21 protein-coding genes are annotated in these 19,197 nt (G+C 68.5%); 17 read left to right on the top strand and 4 right to left on the bottom strand.

Translation table 11 applies throughout. The features are described 5' to 3' along the window. Positions 1–1,338, top strand: coding sequence for a L,D-transpeptidase (locus ACXPWS_RS26400; RefSeq protein ID WP_458709478.1), 1,338 nt, complete (start codon positions 1–3; stop codon positions 1,336–1,338). Here the strand turns inward: ACXPWS_RS26400 and ACXPWS_RS26395 are convergent. Continuing rightward, complete coding sequence (locus ACXPWS_RS26395) at positions 1,322–2,071, bottom strand: SDR family NAD(P)-dependent oxidoreductase (RefSeq protein WP_458709477.1); 750 nt, start codon at positions 2,069–2,071, stop codon at positions 1,322–1,324. The two genes, ACXPWS_RS26400 and ACXPWS_RS26395, sit on opposite strands and share 17 nt — an antisense overlap. 276 nt (positions 2,072–2,347) lie before the next feature. Here ACXPWS_RS26395 and ACXPWS_RS26390 point away from each other — a divergent pair, with 276 nt between their 5' ends. The 6 genes from ACXPWS_RS26390 to regX all read left to right on the top strand — a co-directional run bounded on the left by ACXPWS_RS26390 (position 2,348) and on the right by regX (position 8,363). Then, entirely contained in the window at positions 2,348–3,568 is a 1,221-nt protein-coding gene (locus tag ACXPWS_RS26390; protein WP_458713703.1) for an ROK family protein, read from the top strand. A gap of 178 nt (positions 3,569–3,746) precedes the next feature. Further along, entirely contained in the window at positions 3,747–5,063 is a 1,317-nt protein-coding gene (gene mshA / locus ACXPWS_RS26385; RefSeq protein ID WP_458709476.1) for a D-inositol-3-phosphate glycosyltransferase, read from the top strand. After that, on the top strand, positions 5,060–5,557 hold the full coding sequence (locus ACXPWS_RS26380) for a type III secretion system chaperone family protein (protein ID WP_458709475.1): 498 nt from the start codon (positions 5,060–5,062) through the stop codon (positions 5,555–5,557). The genes mshA and ACXPWS_RS26380 overlap by 4 nt, the downstream gene beginning before the upstream one ends. Before the next feature lie 44 nt (positions 5,558–5,601). Continuing rightward, on the top strand, positions 5,602–6,345 hold the full coding sequence (locus ACXPWS_RS26375; protein WP_458709474.1) for a phosphoglyceromutase: 744 nt from the start codon (positions 5,602–5,604) through the stop codon (positions 6,343–6,345). A gap of 134 nt (positions 6,346–6,479) precedes the next feature. Continuing rightward, positions 6,480–7,670: a sensor histidine kinase gene (locus ACXPWS_RS26370; protein ID WP_458709473.1), complete on the top strand. Its 1,191-nt coding sequence runs from the start codon at positions 6,480–6,482 to the stop codon at positions 7,668–7,670. A gap of 6 nt (positions 7,671–7,676) precedes the next feature. Further along, positions 7,677–8,363, top strand: a complete 687-nt coding sequence (regX, locus tag ACXPWS_RS26365) for a two-component sensory transduction protein RegX (RefSeq protein ID WP_458709472.1) — start codon at positions 7,677–7,679, stop codon at positions 8,361–8,363. Positions 8,364–8,396: 33 nt separating this feature from the next. On the opposite strand, the gene ACXPWS_RS26360 is transcribed toward regX, so the two are convergent. Next, the gene (locus ACXPWS_RS26360; protein WP_458709471.1) at positions 8,397–9,206 is read right to left on the bottom strand and encodes a hypothetical protein; all 810 of its coding nucleotides are present in this window, start codon (positions 9,204–9,206) and stop codon (positions 8,397–8,399) included. 13 nt (positions 9,207–9,219) lie between these two features. On the opposite strand from ACXPWS_RS26360, the gene ACXPWS_RS26355 reads away from it, so the two are divergent. The 8 genes from ACXPWS_RS26355 to ACXPWS_RS26320 all read left to right on the top strand — a co-directional run bounded on the left by ACXPWS_RS26355 (position 9,220) and on the right by ACXPWS_RS26320 (position 15,923). Then, on the top strand, positions 9,220–10,230 hold the full coding sequence (locus tag ACXPWS_RS26355) for a Ppx/GppA family phosphatase (protein ID WP_458709470.1): 1,011 nt from the start codon (positions 9,220–9,222) through the stop codon (positions 10,228–10,230). Beyond that, on the top strand, positions 10,227–11,276 hold the full coding sequence (locus ACXPWS_RS26350) for an FUSC family protein (protein WP_458709469.1): 1,050 nt from the start codon (positions 10,227–10,229) through the stop codon (positions 11,274–11,276). Before ACXPWS_RS26355 ends, ACXPWS_RS26350 begins: the two co-directional genes overlap by 4 nt. Positions 11,277–11,294: 18 nt before the next feature. After that, the gene (locus ACXPWS_RS26345; protein ID WP_458709468.1) at positions 11,295–12,140 is read left to right on the top strand and encodes a sugar phosphate isomerase/epimerase family protein; all 846 of its coding nucleotides are present in this window, start codon (positions 11,295–11,297) and stop codon (positions 12,138–12,140) included. A 142-nt stretch (positions 12,141–12,282) separates the two neighbouring features. Further along, positions 12,283–13,134 carry a pyrroline-5-carboxylate reductase gene (gene proC, locus ACXPWS_RS26340; RefSeq protein WP_458709467.1) on the top strand — a complete coding sequence of 284 codons (852 nt, stop codon included), beginning with the start codon at positions 12,283–12,285 and terminating at the stop codon, positions 13,132–13,134. A gap of 139 nt (positions 13,135–13,273) precedes the next feature. After that, the gene (locus tag ACXPWS_RS26335) at positions 13,274–13,504 is read left to right on the top strand and encodes a cell division/environmental response transcriptional regulator (RefSeq protein WP_024453219.1); all 231 of its coding nucleotides are present in this window, start codon (positions 13,274–13,276) and stop codon (positions 13,502–13,504) included. Between the two features lie 100 nt (positions 13,505–13,604). Then, positions 13,605–13,706: a 30S ribosomal protein bS22 gene (locus tag ACXPWS_RS26330; protein WP_003402602.1), complete on the top strand. Its 102-nt coding sequence runs from the start codon at positions 13,605–13,607 to the stop codon at positions 13,704–13,706. 28 nt (positions 13,707–13,734) lie between these two features. Then, the gene (locus ACXPWS_RS26325; RefSeq protein WP_458709466.1) at positions 13,735–14,814 is read left to right on the top strand and encodes an SDR family oxidoreductase; all 1,080 of its coding nucleotides are present in this window, start codon (positions 13,735–13,737) and stop codon (positions 14,812–14,814) included. Further along, the gene (locus tag ACXPWS_RS26320) at positions 14,802–15,923 is read left to right on the top strand and encodes a lysophospholipid acyltransferase family protein (protein WP_458709465.1); all 1,122 of its coding nucleotides are present in this window, start codon (positions 14,802–14,804) and stop codon (positions 15,921–15,923) included. The genes ACXPWS_RS26325 and ACXPWS_RS26320 overlap by 13 nt, the downstream gene beginning before the upstream one ends. A gap of 19 nt (positions 15,924–15,942) precedes the next feature. On the opposite strand, the gene ACXPWS_RS26315 is transcribed toward ACXPWS_RS26320, so the two are convergent. Together ACXPWS_RS26315 and ACXPWS_RS26310 are read right to left on the bottom strand one after the other, a co-directional pair. Continuing rightward, the gene (locus ACXPWS_RS26315; protein WP_458709464.1) at positions 15,943–16,470 is read right to left on the bottom strand and encodes an FAS1-like dehydratase domain-containing protein; all 528 of its coding nucleotides are present in this window, start codon (positions 16,468–16,470) and stop codon (positions 15,943–15,945) included. A 14-nt stretch (positions 16,471–16,484) separates the two neighbouring features. Then, positions 16,485–17,318, bottom strand: a complete 834-nt coding sequence (locus ACXPWS_RS26310; RefSeq protein ID WP_458713702.1) for an HAD family hydrolase — start codon at positions 17,316–17,318, stop codon at positions 16,485–16,487. A 125-nt stretch (positions 17,319–17,443) separates the two neighbouring features. Here ACXPWS_RS26310 and ACXPWS_RS26305 point away from each other — a divergent pair, with 125 nt between their 5' ends. Then, positions 17,444–17,701: a glutaredoxin family protein gene (locus ACXPWS_RS26305; RefSeq protein ID WP_458709463.1), complete on the top strand. Its 258-nt coding sequence runs from the start codon at positions 17,444–17,446 to the stop codon at positions 17,699–17,701. A 130-nt stretch (positions 17,702–17,831) separates the two neighbouring features. After that, positions 17,832–19,181 (top strand): glutamyl-tRNA reductase, encoded by a 1,350-nt coding sequence (locus ACXPWS_RS26300; protein ID WP_458709462.1) that lies wholly within the window; start codon positions 17,832–17,834, stop codon positions 19,179–19,181. The last annotated feature ends 16 nt before the right edge of the window (positions 19,182–19,197 follow it).

The raw sequence follows: 19,197 nt of genomic DNA, 5'->3' as shown, positions 1-19,197 counted from the left end.
TTGATCCACGTGAGCCCCGCAGGTGAGACGTCCCCGCAAGTGAACAGGCGGCGTGCCCTGTCCGTGCTTGCGGTCGGCGGCGCCGGTGTGCTGGCCGCGTGTGCGGGCAAATCGCTGAAACCCGGAGCCGAGTCCGCCGCTCCGCCGCCGGCTGTGGTCATCACCTACACCCCGAAGGACAAGGCCGACGACGTCGTGCCGACCTCGCGGATCGGCATCACCGTCACCGACGGCTGGCTGCAGCACGTCAGCCTCAGCAATGCCGAGGGCAAGGCCGTCGCCGGCGCACTCAACCGGGACCGCACCGGCTTCGCGGTGACCGAGCCGCTCGGGTACGGCGTGCAGTACTCCTGGACGGGATCGGCGGTCGGCAAGGACGGCAAGGCCGTGAAGCTGTCCGGCAGTTTCACCACCGTCAACCCGACCACGACGGTCAACGGCCAGTTCCAGCTGTCGGACGGGCAGACCGTCGGTGTGGCCGCCCCGATCATCCTGCAGTTCGACGCGGCCATCGACGACAAATACCGGGCCGACGTCGAGAAGGCGCTGAAGGTCACCACCAACCCGCCCGTGGAGGGTGGCTGGGCGTGGCTGCCCGACGAGGCCGGCGGCTCCCGGGTGCACTACCGGAGCAAGGAGTACTACCCGGCCGGCACGACGATCAACGTGCGGGCCGAGCTCTACGGTGTGCCGTTCGGTGAGGACGCCTATGGCGCAACGGATTCCACCCTTGATATCAGCATCGGCCGCCGCCAGGTGGTCAAGGCCGAGGCGTCCAGCCACCGGATCCAGGTGATCACCGACGAGGGCGTCATCATGGACTTCCCGTGCAGCTACGGCGAAGGCGACCTGGATCGCAACGTCACCCGCAGCGGAATCCACGTGGTCAGCGAGAAGTACGAGGACTTCTACATGACCAACCCGGCCGCCGGCTATGCCAACGTGCACGAGCGGTTCGCGGTGCGCATCTCCAACAACGGCGAGTTCATCCACTGCAACCCGAACAGCGTCGGGTCCCAGGGCAACACCAACGTCACCAACGGCTGCATCAATCTGAACCTGGAGAACTCCCAGCAGTACTTCAACAGCGCGATGTATGGCGACCCGGTGGAGGTCACCGGCACCCGCATCGACCTGTCCTACGCCGACGGCGACATCTGGGATTGGGCCGTGCCGTGGGACGAGTGGAAGTCGATGTCGGCGCTGACGGACAGCAAGCCGCCGTCGGGCATCCCGGCCTCGGCGCCGGCGACACCGGCCGATGCACCCACCCTGTCCGGCACGCCCACCACGTCGACCACCACGTCGACGAGCCCGGCCGCTACACCCGGCGGTTGAACCGTCCGTGCGGCGCCTGGTCACGCGGCCGGATCACGATCTGGTCCAGGTTGACGTGTGACGGGCGGGCGGCGACGAATCCGATCACCTCGGCGACGTCGTCGGCCACCAGTGGGGTGATGCCCTGGTACACCTTCTCGGCGCGGTCCTGATCACCCTTGAAGCGCACCAGAGAAAACTCGGTCTCGACGGCACCGGGCGCAATCTCGGTGAGCCGCACCGGCTTTCCCAGCAGTTCGCCGCGCAGCGTGCGGTGTAGCGCGCCCTGGGCGTGCTTGGCCGCGGTGTAGCCGGCCCCGCCGTCGTAGGTCTCGAACGCCGCGATCGAGGTGACGGTGACGATCAGCCCGTCGCCGGAGTCGATCAGTTTGGGCAGCAGTGCCCGGGTCACCCGCAGCGTGCCCAGCACGTTGGTCTCCCACATCCAGCGCCAATGGTCCAGATCGGCGTCGGCCACCGGTTCCAGGCCGACGGCGCCCCCGGCGTTGTTCACCAGTACCGACACGGAGTCCAGGGCGCCGGCCAGCCGCGCCACATCCGCATCCGAAGTGACGTCCGCCACAATCGCCGACCCGCCGATCTGCGCTGCCAGCGCCTCGATGCGGTCGGCGCGGCGGGCCACGCATACGACGTGAAATCCAAGTGCAGCAAGGGTTTTCGCGGTCGCCTCACCGATGCCGGAACTGGCGCCGGTGACCACGGCGACGCGAGCGGTGGCTGATGTCGAAGTCATGTACGCCAACTTTAGTTGGCGTGCTAAGTTCACCTTGTGTTGCAGACCAGTCCGATGAACCGCGTTCTTGCGCGGCGTGCGTGTTGTTGTTGCGCATCCCGCCGCGCCCGACTGATCTAGCGGACTTTCCGTCCTCGCTGAAGTCGACGGTGTGGCAGAAGCCCCCACCCTCGCCGAACTTCAGACAAGGACAACCCTGTGCGTACCGCTACCGCCACCCCCGTTTCTGCCTCCGCCGCCGCCACTTCCGCTGCCGCACACGCCAAGCGCGCCCTACTGGCCCGCCATCACATCGTCGCCCCCTCGCTGAAGGTGGCCGACGCGGCCGCCGCGGCCGTCTTCGGCGCCGCACGCCAGCGCGGACCGATCGCCCGCGACGCCATCGCCCGGGTCACCGGCCTGAGCATCGCCACGGTGAATCGCCAGGTCACGGCCCTGCTCGACGCCGGTGTGCTGCGCGAGCGCGCCGACCTCGCGGTCTCCGGAGCCATCGGCCGGCCCCGCGTACCGGTCGAGGTCAACCACGAACCGTTCCTCACCCTGGGGCTGCACATCGGTGCCCGCACCACCAGCATCGTGGCCACCGACCTGTTCGGCCGCACGTTGGACGTCGTCGAAACGCCCACCCCGCGCGGTCCGCAGAACGCGGCGCTGGCCTCGCTGGCCGGCAGTGCCCGGCGTTACCTGAGCCGCTGGCACCGCCGGCGTCCGCTGTGGGTCGGGGTGGCCGCCGGCGGTGTGGTCGACAGCGTGTCCGGGTACCTCGACCACCCGCGGCTGGGCTGGTCGGAGGCGCCAGTGGGCCCCGTGCTGGCCGAGACGTTGGGTCTGCCGGTCTCGGTGGCCTCGCACGTCGACGCGATGGCCGGCGCCGAGCTGCTGCTCGGGGTGCGCAGGCCGGGCACCCAGACCGGAACCAGCCTGTACGTCTACGCCCGCGAAACCGTGGGCTACGCCCTGTCCATCGGCGGCCGGGTGCATTCGCCCGCCAGTGGGCCCGGAACCATCGCAGCCCTGCCGGTCAACTCCGAATTGCTTGGCGGCACAGGGCAGTTGGAGTCGACCGTCAGTGACGAGTCGGTGCTGACGGCGGCTCGTGCGCAACGCATCATCCCGTCCGAAGGCCCGGCCTCGACGCTGACCGCGGTGCTGCGTGCCGCGCGCGCCGGGCACGAGGGTGCCCGCGCCCTGCTGAACGAGCGCGCCAGGGTGCTGGGCGAGGCCGTGGCGTTGCTTCGCGACATGCTCAATCCCGACGACCTGGTGGTCGGCGGCCAGGCCTTCACCGAGTATCCGGAGGGCATGGAGACCCTGGAGCGGGCCTTCGTCTCACGGTCGGTGCTGCCGGCCCGCGACATCCGGGTGACCGCTTTCGGTAACCGGGTGCAGGAGGCCGGCGCCGGCGTGGTGTCCCTCGGTGGGCTCTATGCCGACCCGATCGCCGCGATGCGCCGGTCCCAGCTGCGCCGCGGTGAGCTCACCGCGTCGGGCGCCTGACGATCGCTGCGTTTCCCCGTCGCTTCGCTCGCGCTGCGTTGTTTCCCCGTCGCTTCGCTCGCGCTGCGTTGTTTCCCCGTCGCTTCGCTCGCGCTGCGTTGTTTCCCCGTCGCTTCGCTCGCCCGGCCTTGTTTCCCCGTCGCTTCGCTCGCCCAGGCCGGGGTGTAGACATGTTCGTGTGCGTCTTTCCACCGATGTGAGCACCCAGGCCGTCAAACGGGTGGCGGTGTTGTCGGTACACACCTCACCGCTGGCGCAGCCCGGTACCGGGGATGCCGGCGGGATGAACGTGTACGTGCTGCAGACGGCGCGCGAGATGGCGCGCCGCGGCGTCGAGGTGGAGATCTTCACCCGGGCCACCTCGTCGGCCGACGAACCCGTGGTCCGGGTGGCGCCCGGAGTGCTGGTGCGCAACGTGGTGGCCGGACCGTTCGAGGGCCTGGACAAAGCCGATCTGCCGACCCAGTTGTGCGCGTTCACCGCGGGGGTGCTGCGGGCCGAGGCCAATCACGAACCCGGGTACTACGACATCGTGCATTCGCACTATTGGTTGTCCGGACAGGTCGGCTGGCTGGCCCGGGACCGCTGGGCGGTGCCGCTGGTGCACACCGCGCACACCCTGGCCGCGGTGAAGAACGCGGCCCTGGCCGAGGGCGACACCCCGGAGCCCGCCATGCGCGCGATCGGTGAGCAGCAGGTGGTCGACGAGGCGGACCGGCTCATCGTCAACACCGAAATCGAAGCGCAACAACTGGTTTCGCTGCACCACGCGCAGCCCTCGCAGATCGACGTGGTGCACCCGGGTGTCGACCTCGCGGTGTTCACTCCCGGCGACAAGCTGGCCGCGCGTGCCGCGGTGGGCCTGGACCGCGATGAGCAGATCATCGCCTTCGTCGGCCGCATCCAGCCGCTGAAGGCGCCCGATGTGCTGCTGCGCGCGGTGGCCAAACTCCCGGGGGTTCGGGTGGTGGTGGCCGGTGGCCCGTCGGGGTCCGGTCTGGCCGCCCCCGACGGGTTGATCCGGTTGGCCGACGAGTTGGGCATCGCCGACCGGGTCACCTTTTTGCCGCCGCAGTCCCGCGAACAACTGGTCGACCTCTACCGCGCGGCCGATCTGGTTGCGGTGCCCAGCTATTCGGAATCCTTCGGACTGGTCGCCGTCGAAGCCCAGGCCTGCGGCACGCCGGTGGTGGCGGCCGCGGTGGGTGGCCTGCCGGTGGCGGTCCGCGACGGTGTCACCGGCGCGCTGGTCGGCGGGCACGACCCGCAGGATTGGGCCGCCGCCATCGACGGGCTGCTGGCGGAGGGCCCGGAGCGGATGCGGGCGGCGGCGATCGCGCACGCCGCCACCTTCTCCTGGGCGCACACCGTCGACGCGCTGCTGGGCAGCTACGGCCGCGCCATCGCCGACTACCAGGCCAGGCATCCGCGCCGGGACGCGGCGGCACGCCGCGGCGGGCGGCGGTTCACCATGCGCCGGGGGGTGCGGTTGTGAGCGTTCAAGAGCTGATCGAGGCGACGCTGCAGGAACACGAGCTGGAGTACGCCCGGCACAAGGGATCGCACGGCGGGCTGCCCGGCCTGGTGGTGGCGCTGCCGGGGGAGCGGCGCCTCAAGACCAACACCATCTTGAGCATCGGTGAGCACTCGGTCCGCGTCGAGGCGTTCGTCTGCCGCAAACCCGACGAGAACTTCGAGGCGGTGTACCGGTTCCTGCTCAAGCGCAACCGCAGGCTCTACGGCGTCGCCTACACCCTGGACAACCTGGGCGACATCTACCTGGTGGGCCGGATGGCGCTGGAGACGGTCAGCGCCGACGAGCTCGACCGGATCCTCGGCCAGGTGCTCGAGGCGGTGGACTCGGACTTCAACACGTTGTTGGAGTTGGGTTTTCGGACGTCCATCGAGAAGGAATGGGAATGGCGGGTGTCCCGCGGGGAGTCGCTCAAGAATCTGCAGGCGTTCGCGCACCTCATCGACGATGAATAAGAGCAACCTGATCGTCGCGCGCGGCTCGTGAGAAGATCTCTGCCATGGCCACCCTGATCCTGCTGCGCCACGGCGAGAGCACGTGGAACGAGAAGAACCTGTTCACCGGATGGGTCGACGTCGACCTCACCGAGAAGGGCCGGGCCCAGGCGATACGCGGCGGCGAGCTGATCGCCGAGCAGGGTGTGCTGCCCGATGTGCTGTACACCTCGCTGTTGCGCCGGGCCATCGTCACCGCCAACCTGGCGCTGGAGGCCGCCGACCGGCTGTGGATCCCGGTGCACCGCGACTGGCGGCTCAACGAGCGGCACTACGGCGCGCTGCAAGGGCTCGACAAGGCCGAGACGCTGGCCAAGTACGGCGAAGAGCAGTTCATGGCCTGGCGGCGCAGCTATGACACCCCGCCGCCGCCCATCGAGAAGGGCAGCGAGTTCAGCCAGGACGCCGACCCGCGCTACGCCGACATCGGCGGCGGCCCGCTGACCGAATGCCTGGCCGACGTGGTGGCCCGGTTCGTGCCGTACTTCGAACAGGCCATCGTGCCGGACCTGCAGGCGGACAAGACGGTGCTGATCGCCGCGCACGGCAACTCGCTGCGTGCCCTGGTCAAGTACCTGGACGGGATGTCGGACGCCGACGTCGTCGGACTCAACATCCCGACCGGGATCCCGCTGCTCTACGAGCTGGACGGTGACCTCAAGCCGACGGTCCAGGGCGGCCGTTATCTGGACCCGGAGGCCGCGGCGGCCGGCGCGGCCGCGGTGGCCGCCCAGGGCGCGAAGAAATAACCCGGCAAATAGCCGGTTAACTCAGGTGAACTGGGATGGACGGGAGGCCGAACTCCTGTGTTTGCTTATGTGACTTGTCCCGGTTTGGCCGCACGCTGCTGGGATGACGTTCACCGGATGCGTACGATTTCCGCGTGAGTGTGGCATCCGTGCTGCTGCTGACAGCGGCCGTGACGCTGCTCGCGCTCGGGATCGGCGTGGCGGCGGGTGCCGTCGTCTCTCGGCTCCTGTACCAGCGACGCGCACGTCGTGATGCCGAACAGGGCGGGATCACCGTCTCGCAGATGCTCAGCCACGTGGTGGGCCTGTCGCCCATGGGCATCGTCGTCGTCGATGCGTTTCGCGACGTCGTCTACATGAACGAACAGGCCGCCGAGCTGGGGCTGGTGCGCGACCGCCTGCTCGACGAGCGGGCCTGGCAGGCCGTGCAGCGCTGCCTGTCCTCCGGCGATGACGTCGACATCGACCTCTCGCCGCGCAAACGCGCACCCACCGGCCGGTCCGGGCTGTCGGTGCGCGGTCACGTCCGATTGCTCACCGAGGACGATCGCCGGTTCGCCGTGGTGTTCGTCGGGGACCAGTCCGAGCAGGCGCGGATGGAGGCCACCCGCCGGGACTTCGTCGCCAACGTGAGCCACGAGCTCAAGACCCCGGTCGGCGCGATGGGCGTGCTGGCCGAAGCCCTGCAGGCCTCGGCCGACGATCCCGAGACGGTGCGCCGGTTCGCCGACAAGATGCTCGTCGAGTCGCACCGGCTGGCCAGCATGGTCGGCGAGCTGATCGAACTGTCGCGGCTGCAGGGCGCCGAACCGCTGCCCGATCTCGAGGTCGTCGAAGTCGACACCGTCGTCTCGGAGGCGCTGTCGCGGCACAAGGTGTCCGCGGACAACGCCGCCATCTCCATCACCACCGACGCCCCGACCGGTTACCGCGTGCTGGGCGATCAGGGCCTGCTGGTGACGGCCATCGCCAATCTGGTATCCAACGCGATCGCCTATTCCCCGCACGGGTCGGGCGTCTCGATCAGCCGGCGCAGGCGCGGCAACGACATCGAGATCGCGGTCACCGACCGCGGTATCGGCATCGCGCGCGCCGACCAGGAGCGCGTCTTCGAGCGGTTCTTCCGCGTCGACAAGGCCCGCTCGCGTGCCACCGGCGGCACCGGCCTCGGCCTGGCCATCGTCAAACACGTCGCCGCCAACCACAACGGCACCATCCGGTTGTGGAGCCAACCGGGTACCGGCTCCACCTTCACCTTGTCGATTCCGGCATACCCCGATACCGACGACGACTCGTATGAACGAGACGACCGAGAGGACGTGTAACAAGCGATGACCAGTGTGCTGATCGTGGAAGATGAGGAATCCCTTGCGGATCCGCTGGCATTTCTGCTGCGCAAGGAGGGGTTCGAGGCCACCGTGGTGTCCGACGGCCCGTCCGCGCTGGCGGAATTCGAGCGGGTGGGCGCCGACATCGTCCTACTCGACCTGATGCTGCCCGGGATGAGCGGCACCGATGTGTGCAAGCAGCTGCGGTCGCGCTCCAGCGTGCCGGTCATCATGGTGACCGCGCGGGACAGCGAGATCGACAAGGTGGTCGGCCTGGAGCTGGGTGCCGACGATTACGTCACCAAGCCGTACTCGGCGCGCGAGCTCATCGCCCGCATCCGCGCGGTGCTGCGGCGCGGCACCGAGACCGACGAGACCGGTTCCGGGGACGGCGTTCTGGAGGCCGGTCCGGTGCGGATGGACGTGGAGCGGCACGTGGTCAGCGTGAACGGCGAAGCCATCACGTTGCCACTCAAGGAATTCGATCTGCTCGAATACCTGATGCGCAACAGCGGCCGGGTGCTGACCCGCGGCCAGCTCATCGACCGGGTCTGGGGCGCCGATTACGTCGGCGACACCAAGACCCTCGACGTGCACGTCAAGAGGCTGCGCAGCAAGATCGAGGCCGACCCCGCCAATCCGGTGCACCTGGTGACGGTGCGCGGGCTGGGCTACAAGCTGGAGGGCTAGCCGCAAGAGGCGAATTCCGTTGCGGCCGACCGATTATTCGGCGGCGCGGGTGGCCGGGTGCACGGCGATCAGCCCGAGCATGCCGCGCCGCTTGCACAGTGCGGCCAACTCGGCGTACGCCTTTTCGCCGAGCAGCGCGGTGAGCTCGGGGCCGTAGGACTCCCACACCGGCCGGGTGCCGACATGGGCGGCCGGGTCGCCGGTGCAGTACCAGTGCAGGTCGGCGCCGCCCTCACCCCAGCCGCGCCGGTCGTATTCGGTGATGGTGGTCTTCAGGATGTCCGTGCCGTCCGGGCGGGTCACCCATTCCTGGGTGCGCCGCACCGGAAGCTGCCAGCAGACCTCCGGTTTCATCGTCAGCGGTTCCACGCCCAACTTCAGCGCCTTGCTGTGCAGCGCGCAGCCGATCCCGCCGGCGAAGTCCGGCCGGTTCTGAAAAATGCAGGCGCCCTTGTACTTACGGGTGCGCAGGTTGGGTTTGCCGTCGTACTCGTCCATCTCGAGGTAGCCCTTGCGGCCCAGCCCCTTGGACCGGAATTGCCAGTCTTCGTCGGTGAGCTTGGACACGGCGTCGTCCAAGGTGGCTCGGTCGTCGTCGTCGGACAGGAACGCGCCGTGCGAGCAGCAACCGTCATCGGGCCGGCCGGCCACGGTGCCCTGACAGGCCGGTGTGCCGAACACACAGGTCCAGCGCGACAGCAGCCACGTCAGGTCCGCGGCGATCAGATGCGCAGGGTTGTCCGGGTCGAAGAACTCCACCCATTCGCGGGGAAAGTCCAGATCGACCTCGTTGCCCGAACCGCCGACGTGCGATGTGCTCACGGAGGTAAACGGTAAACCCACTAACGTGGTCCGCGTGCGATTGGGCGTGCTGGACGTAGGCAGCAATACGGTTCACCTGTTGGTGGTGGATGCGCGCCGCGGCGGGCACCCCACGCCGATGAGTTCCACCAAGGCCGCGCTGCGGCTGGCCGAGTCGATCGATCCGTCGGGCAAGCTGACCCGCAAGGGCGCGGACAAGCTGGTCGACACGGTCACCGAGTTCGCCAGCATCGCGCGCAGCTCGGGCTGCTCCGAGCTGATGGCCTTCGCCACGTCAGCGGTCCGGGACGCCACCAACTCCGAGGATGTGCTGGCCCGGGTGCAGGCCGAATCCGGGGTGTCGCTGCGGGTGCTCAGCGGGGTGGACGAATCCCGGCTGACCTTCCTGGCGGTGCGGCGCTGGTACGGGTGGAGCGCGGGCCGGATCATCAACATCGACATCGGTGGGGGCTCGCTGGAGCTCTCCAGCGGTGTCGACGAGGAGCCCGAGGTGGCGTTGTCGCTGCCACTGGGCGCGGGACGGCTGACCCGGGAGTGGCTGGCCGACGATCCGCCGGGGCGGCGCAAGGTCGCCGCCCTGCGCGACTGGCTGACCACCGAGATCGCCGAGGCCGGGGCGAGCATCCAGGACGCGGGCAGCCCGGACCTGGCCGTCGCCACGTCGAAAACGTTCCGTTCGCTGGCCCGGCTCACCGGCGCGGCCCCGTCCGCGGCAGGTCCGCGGGCCAAACGCACGCTCACCGCGGCGGGATTGCGGCAGCTCATAGCCTTCATCTCTAGGATGACAACGGCCGACCGAGCCGAGTTGGAGGGGGTGAGTGCCGAACGGGCGCCACAGATCGTGGCCGGAGCACTGGTAGCTGAGGCGAGCATGCGCGCGCTAGGTATCGAGCAGGTGGAGATCTGCCCCTGGGCGTTGCGAGAAGGGCTGATTCTGCGGAAACTCGACAGTGAGGCCGATGGCACAGCCTTGGTGGAGACCGCATTGTCGCCAGCGTCAGGATCGGTTTCCCGCGCTACCAGGCCCAAAGGCAACACACGATGACAGAACCGAACGACACCACCAGCACCCGCCCCATCTCGGTGGCGGAGTTGCTGGCCAAGAACGGCTCCATCGGCGCGCCGTCGCCCGGCGGGCGCCGCAGGCGCCGGCGCGGCAATGCCGACGCCGTGACGGTGGCCGAGCTGACCGGTGAGATCCCGATTCTCACGCTGCGCACCGATGAGCACGAGGCGATCGACGCCGAGCAGGACGCGATCGACGCCGACATCGCCGCCCGGGCCCAGTCGGTGCTGGAGCAGCCGCAGGTCACCCCGGACGAGGACGAAGCCCCCGCGCCCACCGAGACGGTCGAGTCCACCGAGACCGCCGACACCCTGGAAACCGCCGAACCGGTGGAGACCCCGGACGAGAGCGACGACGAAGCGCCCGAAGCCGCGGCCGAGGCCGACTACGAGGCGCACGTCCAACAGCGCGACGGTGATTTCGCGCCGCTGGCCTTCGATCCACGTGCCCGTCGGCACCACGGCCTGCGGCGTTCCTCGGCCATGCCGGCCGGCGGGGCCGAGGAGATGAGCCCGGATCCGCTGCTCGACGACGACGACCTGGCCTCCGGCACCGCCGAGGATGCCGAGGCCACCGCGTCGCTGCCGTCCTACCTGCGCTCCTCCGGCGGCACGTTGTTCGGCGGGGACACCGTCGCCGACGATCTGGCCCGCCGCACCCGGACGCCGGGACCCGAGGACATCTCGCTGGACCCCGACGCCGTCGTCGAGCCTGCCGAGCAGTCCCTCGAAGACCTGGAGCGTGAGCCGGAGCCACCGGCCCGTTCGCCGTTGCTGCACGGTGTGTGGATCGTCGCGCAGAGCATTTTCGCCGTCGCGTTCGGGGCCGGCTTGTTCGTCGCTTTCGACCAGCTGTGGAAGTGGAACAACATCGTCGCCTTGGTGCTGTCGGTGCTGGTCATCCTGGGTCTGGTCGTCGGAGTACGGGTGGTGCGCAGAACCGAGGACATCGCCAGCACGCTGATCGCCGTCGCGGTCGGGGCGCTGGTGACGCTCGGGCCGCTGGCTCTGCTGCAGTCCACCTGACCGGATACCTGACGACTAGTGCGCCCAGCCATCAAGGTCGGTCTGTCGACCGCCTCGGTGTATCCGTTGAGGACCGAGGCCGCCTTCGACTACGCCGCACGCCTGGGTTACGACGGTGTCGAGCTGATGGTGTGGGCCGAGCCGGCCAGCCAAGATATCGACGCCGTCGGCGCCTTGTCAGAGCGTTACGGCATCCCGGTGCTGTCCGTGCATGCCCCCTGCCTGCTGATCTCCCAGCGCGTGTGGGGAGCCAACCCCATTCCCAAATTGGAGCGCAGCGTGCGCGCCGCCGAACAGCTGGGCGCGCAGACCGTGGTGGTACACCCGCCGTTCCGCTGGCAGCGCAGGTACGCGGAGGGCTTCGCCGCGCAGGTCGCCGAACTGGAGAGCAGCAGCGACGTGCTGGTCGCGGTGGAGAACATGTTCCCGTTCCGGGCCGACCGGTTCTGGGGAACCGGGCAGCCCTCGATCGAGCGGATGCGCAAGCGCGGTGGCAGGCCCGGACCGGGTATCTCGGCTTTCGCGCCGTCCTATGACCCGCTGGACGGCGGTCATGCGCACTACACGCTCGACCTGTCGCACAGCGCGACGGCGGGCACCGATGCACTGGAGATGGCGCGGCGGATGGGTGCCGGCCTGGCCCATCTGCACCTGTGCGACGGCAGCGGTGCGTCGACCGACGAGCATCTGGTACCCGGGCGGGGCACCCAGCCCGCGGCCGAGATCTGCAGGCTGCTGGCCGCCGGCGATTTCACCGGCCACGTGATCCTCGAGGTCACCACGTCGCAGGCCCGCAATGCGGCCGAACGCGAGGCGCTGCTCGTCGAATCGCTGTCTTTCGCCAGGGAGCACCTGCTGCGCTGATACCGCGCCGGCCAACCCGGCCGGCGTCAACCGGTCCGGTCGGTCGCCCACGGACCGGCTGAAGGCCTTTGTGTGCCTTTGTGCGGGCACTGTCGGCCGGGGTGCGCCGCTCTCCCGCCGTTGCCGTGCAATGCTTTGACCCGTGTCAAGGATTGCAATCATCGGCGGCGGCAGTATCGGTGAGGCGCTGCTCTCGGGCATGCTGCGAGCGGGCCGTCAGGTCAAGGATCTGGCCGTCTCGGAGAAGTCCCCGGAGCGGGCCCAGTATCTGGCCGACACCTACTCGGTGTTGGTCACCTCCGTGGCGGATGCCGCGGAGAACGCCACCTATGTGATCGTCGCCGTCAAACCCGCGGATGTGGATGCGGCCATCGGCGAGATCGCCCAGGCGGTCGGTAAGGCCGAGGACAACAGCGCCGAGCAGGTCGTGGTGAGTGTGGCGGCGGGCGTCAGCACGGCGTTCTACGAGTCCAAGCTGCCCGCGGGCGCCCCGGTGATCCGGGTGATGCCCAATGCGCCGATGGTGGTCGGCGGCGGGGTGAGCGCGCTGTCCCGGGGCCGGTTCGCCACCGAGGAGCAACTCAAGGACGTGTCCGCGATCTTCGACACCGTGGGTGGGGTGCTCACGGTGCCGGAGGCCCAGCTCGACGCCGTCACCGCCGTCTCGGGGTCCGGGCCCGCGTATTTCTTCCTGATGGTCGAGGCGCTGGTGGACGCGGGCGTGGCCGCGGGTCTGCCGCGCGGGATCGCCACCGATCTGGTGTCGCAGACGATGGCGGGTTCGGCGGCGATGCTGCTGGATCGTCTGGACAGCGCACCGGATGCCGCATTGGACACCACGGCGGCGCAGTTGCGGGCTATCGTGACCTCACCGGGTGGTACCACCGCGGCTGGGCTGCGTGAACTCGAACGCGGGGGCCTGCGGGCCGCGGTCGCCGACGCGGTCGCAGCTGCGAAAACACGCTCTGAGCAGCTAGGAATTACATCAGAGTAATTCAAGAATTTCGGACGGATTACCCCACACCCGTCGCAATAACCCCAATGGCCACGCTATTCTCCTCGTTGTATGCACGCGTTCGTGCCAACGGTGGGGAAGCCGCTGGAACTGGCCGTGCCTTAAGGATTGGGTTGCGATGACGTCAATGAACGGGCCATCGGCGCGGGATTCTGCTGGCGAAGGCCAGCCTAAAGCTCAATTTTTGACCGTTGCCGAAGTGGCCAGCCTGATGCGGGTCAGCAAGATGACGGTTTACCGGCTCGTGCACAACGGCGAACTGCCGGCCGTGCGGGTCGGCCGGTCGTTCCGGGTGCACGCCAAGGCGGTCCACGACCTGCTTGAGACGTCGTACTTCAGCGCCGGCTGACGGCCTCATCGTCCCGCCAAGGCGGGACGCGTTTTCACCTTCACCCGGGTGCCCGCTAAAGTGGCCCGGTCAGTTCGATCATTGGTAGGTAGCGGAGTTCATGGGTTCAGTCATCAAGAAGCGGCGTAAGCGCATGTCGAAGAAGAAGCACCGCAAGCTGCTTCGTCGTACCCGGGTTCAGCGCAGAAAACTCGGTAAGTAGTCTCCGCACTTCTCGGTAGGCTCGCCCGATGGATGCGCAGGGATCCGGCGACGACCAGGACACCAAGCAATACCCCAAGGTAGTGCTGGTGACTGGTGCGTGCCGGTTTCTCGGTGGCTACCTGACGGCGCGCCTTGCCCAGAATCCGGCGATCGACCACGTGATCGCGGTCGACGCCATCGCGCCGAGCAAGGATCTGCTGCGGCGGATGGGGCGTGCCGAGTTCGTGCGCGCCGACATACGGAACCCGTTCATCGCCAAGGTCATCCGCAACGGCAACGTCGACACCGTCGTCCACGCCGCTGCGGCGTCCTACGCGCCTCGGGCCGGTGGCCGGGCCACTCTCAAAGAGCTCAACGTGATGGGTGCGATCCAGTTGTTCGCGGCCTGTCAGAAGGCTCCGACGGTGCGACGGGTGGTGCTCAAGTCCACCTCTGAGGTGTACGGGGCCAGCGCGCGTGATCCGGTGCTGTTCACCGAGGACGGCAGCGCCCGGCGGCCGCTCGGTGAGGGGTTCGCCCGCGACAGCATCGATATCGAGGGTTATGCGCGTGGCCTGGCCAGGCGCAGGCCCGATATCGCGCTGACCATCCTGCGGCTGGCCAACATGATCGGCCCGGCGATGGACACCGCGTTGTCGCGGTATCTGGCCGGTCCGGTGGTGCCCTCGGTGCTGGGTCACGACGCCCGGCTGCAGCTGCTGCACGAGCAGGACGCCCTGGGCGTGCTGGAGCGGGCCACCATCGCGGGCCGGTCCGGCACCTTCAATGTGGGTGGCTCGGGCATCATCATGATGAGCCAGGCCATCCGCCGCTCGGGACGGGTGGCGCTGCCGGTGCCGCGTTCGGCGCTGCAAGCGATCGATTCGCTGAGGCGCGCAACCAGTTACACTGAGCTCGATCGCGAGCAGTTGAACTACTTGAGTTATGGCCGGGTCATGGACACCGCGCGCATGCGCAACGACCTAGGTTACAGCCCCAAGTGGACCACTGTGGAGGCATTCGACGACTACGTACGTGGCCGTGGTTTGACGCCGATCATCGACCCGAAGTGGGTACGCTCAATGGAGAGTCGCGCCGTATCTGCGGCGCAGCGATGGGGACGGTAGCAGTCGGGTCGAACACTCCAACCGGGGCGGGAGAAGGTAACGACGTGGCGGGTGATTCGAAAGCGAAAGTGATTCCGCTGCATTCGAATTCGGGTCGGTCTGCGGCAGCGCAGCGCCGGGCCGCGCAGCGTGCGGACAGCGCCCGCCGACATCCCTCGCTGCTGACCGATCCCGGTACCCGCGCCTCGGCCGAACAGATCGCCGCAGTCGTCCGCGAAATCGATCAGCACCGCGGCTCCGCCGGCGCCGATGAGCGTGGCGCTCCCAACGAATTGTCCGGCGCGATCACCGCGGTCGCGGACTTCGTCACCAAACGGATGACCGGCGACTACACCGTCGACGAGTTCGGCTTCGATCCGCATCTGACCAATGCGGTCGTAATGCCTTTACTGCGAGTGTTTTTCAAATCGTGGTTCCGCGTTGAGGTCAGCGGGATCGAAAACCTTCCGCTGGACGGCGCCGCCCTGATCGTGGCCAACCATGCGGGCGTGCTGCCCTTCGACGGCCTGATGGCCTCGGTCGCCGTGCATGACCATCACCCGCTGAACCGGGACCTGCGCCTACTGGCCGCCGATCTGGTCTTCGATCTGCCGGTGGTGGGTCAGGCCGCGCGCAAGGCCGGCCATACCGTCGCATGCACCGCCGACGCGCACCGGCTGCTGGCCGCCGGTGAACTCACCGCCGTCTTCCCGGAGGGTTTCAAGGGTCTGGGCAAGCCGTTCAAGGACCGCTACAAACTGCAGCGCTTCGGCCGCGGCGGATTCGTGTCGGCGGCCCTGCGGGCCCAGGTGCCCATCGTGCCCTGCTCGATCGTCGGCTCCGAGGAGATCTACCCCAAGGTCGGCGATATCAAGCTGCTGGCCCGCCTGATGGGACTGCCGTACTTCCCGGTGACGCCGCTGTTCCCGCTGGCCGGTCCGTTGGGGCTGGTGCCGCTGCCGTCGAAATGGCATATCCAGTTCGGTGAGCCCATTGCGACGACGGATTACGACGAGGCGTCCGCCGAGGATCCGATGGTGACCTTCGAGCTCACCGACCACGTGCGCGAGACCATCCAGCACACGCTCTACCAGCTGCTCGCCGGCCGGCGAAACACCTTCCTCGGATAGCGAACGGCGTCCGGCCCGCTCAGCCCTTCTGCGCCGACACCATCTTCGCGATCGCGGCGTCGCGCGCCGCGGCGATCTGGGCACTCATCTCGTTGGCCTCGTCGATCTGAGCCTCGCCGAGCATCGTGACGATGCTGGTGGCCACCGGGGCGCCATCGTCGTCGCTGACCTCGGCCCGGACCTCGCAGATCACGGTGCCGTGCGACTCGATGACCGAGTCGAGGTAGGAGTCGAACCACAGCTTGTCGCCGACCTTGATGGGCCGGTGGAAGATCAGCTTCTGGTCGCGGTGCAGCACACGTTCGAGATTGACCGGCACGTCGAAGTTCTCGAACAGCTCGAGCTGCACCCGGCGCCCGGCGACCGCCAGGAAGGTCAGCGAGGCGACGATGGTGTCGTGTCCGGTCTCGGCGGCGCCCTCTTCGGAGTGGTGCGCCGGGTGGAAATCCTGCACGGCGTTGGCGAACTCACGGACCTTCTCCCGGCCCACCTCGAAGTAATCGGGGGAACGGTAGTGAGTCCCGATGATGTTCTCCGCAATACCCATGGCGGCAGAGCCTATCAGCGGCGACGCGACGCGACGGCCGCCAGCGCCCCGCCGACGGCGCCCAGGGCCAGCGCCGATGGCACCCCGATCCGGGCCGCCTTGCGCGCGGTGCGGAAGTCGCGGATCTCCCAGCCGCGCTCGCGGGCAACGTCGCGCAATGCCGTATCGGGATTGATCGCGACCGCGGTGCCCACCAGCGAGAGCATCGGCACGTCGTTGAAGCTGTCCGAGTAGGCGGTGCAGCGCCGTAGGTTGAGTCCCTCCCGGATGGCCAGCGAGCGGACCGCATGAGCCTTGCCCGGTCCGTGCAGGATGTCGCCGACCAATCGGCCGGTGAACACCCCGTCCACCGATTCGGCGACGGTGCCCAGCGCGCCGGTCAGCCCGAGCCGCTTGGCGATGGTGGCCGCCAGTTCATAGGGCGTGGCGGTGACCAGCCACACCTGCTGGCCGGCGTCCAGATGCATCTGGGCCAGTTCGCGGGTGCCCGGCCAGATCTTGTCGGCGATGATCTCGTCGTAGATCTGCTCGCCCAATTCGGCCAGTTCGGCGGTGGAACGGCCTTCGATGAAGGCCAGCGCTTTGCGCCGCCCGGCCGCGACATCGTCGCTGTTCTCCTTACCGGTGAACTGGAACTTGGCCTGGGCATACACGATCCCGAGAATGTCCTGATAGGTGAAGTACTTGCGGGCGGCTAGACCGCGGGCGAAGTGCACCAGCGACGAACCGTGCACCAGGGTGTTGTCGACGTCGAAGAACGCCGCCGCGGTCAGATCCGGCGGCGGTGGGGGCGGCGGGGTGACCTCTGTACCGAGGGCGGCCTCGGCGCTGGCCTCCCCGGCCTGCACGTCTGCGCGGCCGAACACACTGTCGACCCCGTCGATATCGGCGGCACCGGACTCGGACACCACACAACCCTAAGTCACGGATCCCGGCGTCACCGAGATGGCCGGGCGCCGCCGATACTGGTGGCGTGGACCATCAGGTGGTGTTGCTCACCCGGGCAGGGTGCAGCATTTGCGAACGGGCGGCGCAGACGCTGGCCGCGCTGGCGGACGAGTTGGGCTTCACCTGGAGCGCCACCGATGTGGACGCGGCCGCGGCGGCCGGGGAGCCGCAGCTGCGCGCGGAGTTCGGGGACAGGGTGCCCGTCGTGCTGCTCGACGGGGTCGAGCACAGCTACTGGGAAGTGGATGAGCAGCGGCTGCGAGCCGACCTGTTTCCGCGCTGAACCGGTACAGCAAATTTGGTAGGTGGGCTGGTAAACGGCTACTTTGGACCTCGACCGGGCGAGCGAAGCGACGGGGTAGAGACCGTCCTAGGCGAGCGAAGCGACGGGGAGAGACCTAGGTGATGATGCCGTGAGCGTGCTGCTATTCGGGGTTTCGCACCGCAGTGCGCCGGTCTCGGTGCTCGAGCAGCTCAGCACCGATGAGTCCGATCAAGCCAAGATCATCGACCAGGTGCTGCAGTCCTCCCTGGTGACCGAGGCAATGGTGTTGTCCACGTGCAACCGGGTCGAGGTCTACGCGGTGGTCGAGGCCTTTCACGGCGGCCTGTCGGTGATCGGGCAGGTGCTCTCCGAGCACTCCGGGATGGGGCTCAACGACCTCACCAAATATGCCTACGTCCGGTACGCCGAGGCCGCCGTCGAGCATCTTTTCGCGGTGACCAGCGGGCTGGACTCGCTGGTGATGGGCGAGCAGCAGGTACTCGGCCAGGTGCGCCGGGCCTACGCCTCGGCCGAGGCCAACCACACCGTCGGCCGCACCCTGCACGAGTTGTCTCAGCGCGCCCTGTCGGTCGGCAAGCGGGTGCACTCGGAGACCGGCATCGACAGCGCGGGCGCCTCGGTGGTCTCGGTGTCCCTGGACATGGCCGAGAAGCGCCTCGGGGCCGGCGGTTTGACCGGTAAGACGGCCGTCGTGGTCGGTGCCGGCTCGATGGGCGCCTTGGCGGCCAAGCACCTGGTGCGCGCCGGGGTGGAGCGCATCGAAGTGATCAACCGGTCGCTGCCGCGGGCGCGCCGGCTGGCCAACAACATCAGAGAACTCGGTGTGCCGGCCCAGGCGCACGTCCTTGAGGACATCTCGACGGTCCTCACCAACGCCGATGTGGTGATGAGCAGCACCGGGGCGGTCCGTCCGGTGGTCTCGCTGGCCGACGTGCACCACGCGCTGGCCGCCCGCTCGGACGAGCGCCCGCTGGTGATCTGCGATCTGGGGATGCCGCGCGATGTCGATCTGGCGGTCGCCGGCCTGCCCGGCGTGCACGTCATCGATATGGACCGCATTCAGCGTGAGCCGGCGTCCCGGGGCGCCGCCTCCGACGCCGAGGCGGCCCGCGCCATCGTCGCCAACGAGGTTGCCCAGTACCTGGCCAGCCAGCGCATGGCCGAGGTCACCCCGACGGTGACGGCGCTGCGCCAGCGCGCCGCCGACGTGGTCGAGGCCGAACTCCTGCGGCTGGACAACCGGCTGCCCGGCCTGGACACGGCCCACCGCGACGAGGTCGCCCGCACCGTGCGGCGCGTCGTCGACAAGCTGTTGCACGCTCCCACGGTGCGCGTCAAGCAACTGGCCGGAGCACCCGGCGGCGACAGCTACGCCGAGGCCCTGCGTGAGCTCTTCGAACTCGATCCGCAGGCCGTCGATGCACTCTCCGGTGGCGAATTGCCTTTGATCGCAACCGAAAACGACAAGCCTGAGTAGTCGATTGGCAATTCGA

The sequence above is a fragment of the Mycobacterium sp. BMJ-28 genome (assembly GCF_054404835.1).
This window is presented reverse-complemented; position numbering and strand designations above follow the sequence as displayed.

Excerpts from the sequence above, each read along its gene's own strand:
- ACXPWS_RS26395 (WP_458709477.1), bottom strand. The coding sequence starts at position 2,071 with ATGACTTCGACATCAGCCACCGCTCGCGTCGCCGTGGTCACCGGCGCC.
- ACXPWS_RS26375 (WP_458709474.1), top strand. The coding sequence starts at position 5,602 with ATGGCCACCCTGATCCTGCTGCGCCACGGCGAGAGCACGTGGAACGAG.
- regX (WP_458709472.1), top strand. The coding sequence starts at position 7,677 with ATGACCAGTGTGCTGATCGTGGAAGATGAGGAATCCCTTGCGGATCCG.
- ACXPWS_RS26350 (WP_458709469.1), top strand. The coding sequence starts at position 10,227 with ATGACAGAACCGAACGACACCACCAGCACCCGCCCCATCTCGGTGGCG.
- ACXPWS_RS26335 (WP_024453219.1), top strand. The coding sequence starts at position 13,274 with ATGACGTCAATGAACGGGCCATCGGCGCGGGATTCTGCTGGCGAAGGC.
- ACXPWS_RS26330 (WP_003402602.1), top strand. The coding sequence starts at position 13,605 with ATGGGTTCAGTCATCAAGAAGCGGCGTAAGCGCATGTCGAAGAAGAAG.
- ACXPWS_RS26325 (WP_458709466.1), top strand. The coding sequence starts at position 13,735 with ATGGATGCGCAGGGATCCGGCGACGACCAGGACACCAAGCAATACCCC.
- ACXPWS_RS26320 (WP_458709465.1), top strand. The coding sequence starts at position 14,802 with ATGGGGACGGTAGCAGTCGGGTCGAACACTCCAACCGGGGCGGGAGAA.
- ACXPWS_RS26315 (WP_458709464.1), bottom strand. The coding sequence starts at position 16,470 with ATGGGTATTGCGGAGAACATCATCGGGACTCACTACCGTTCCCCCGAT.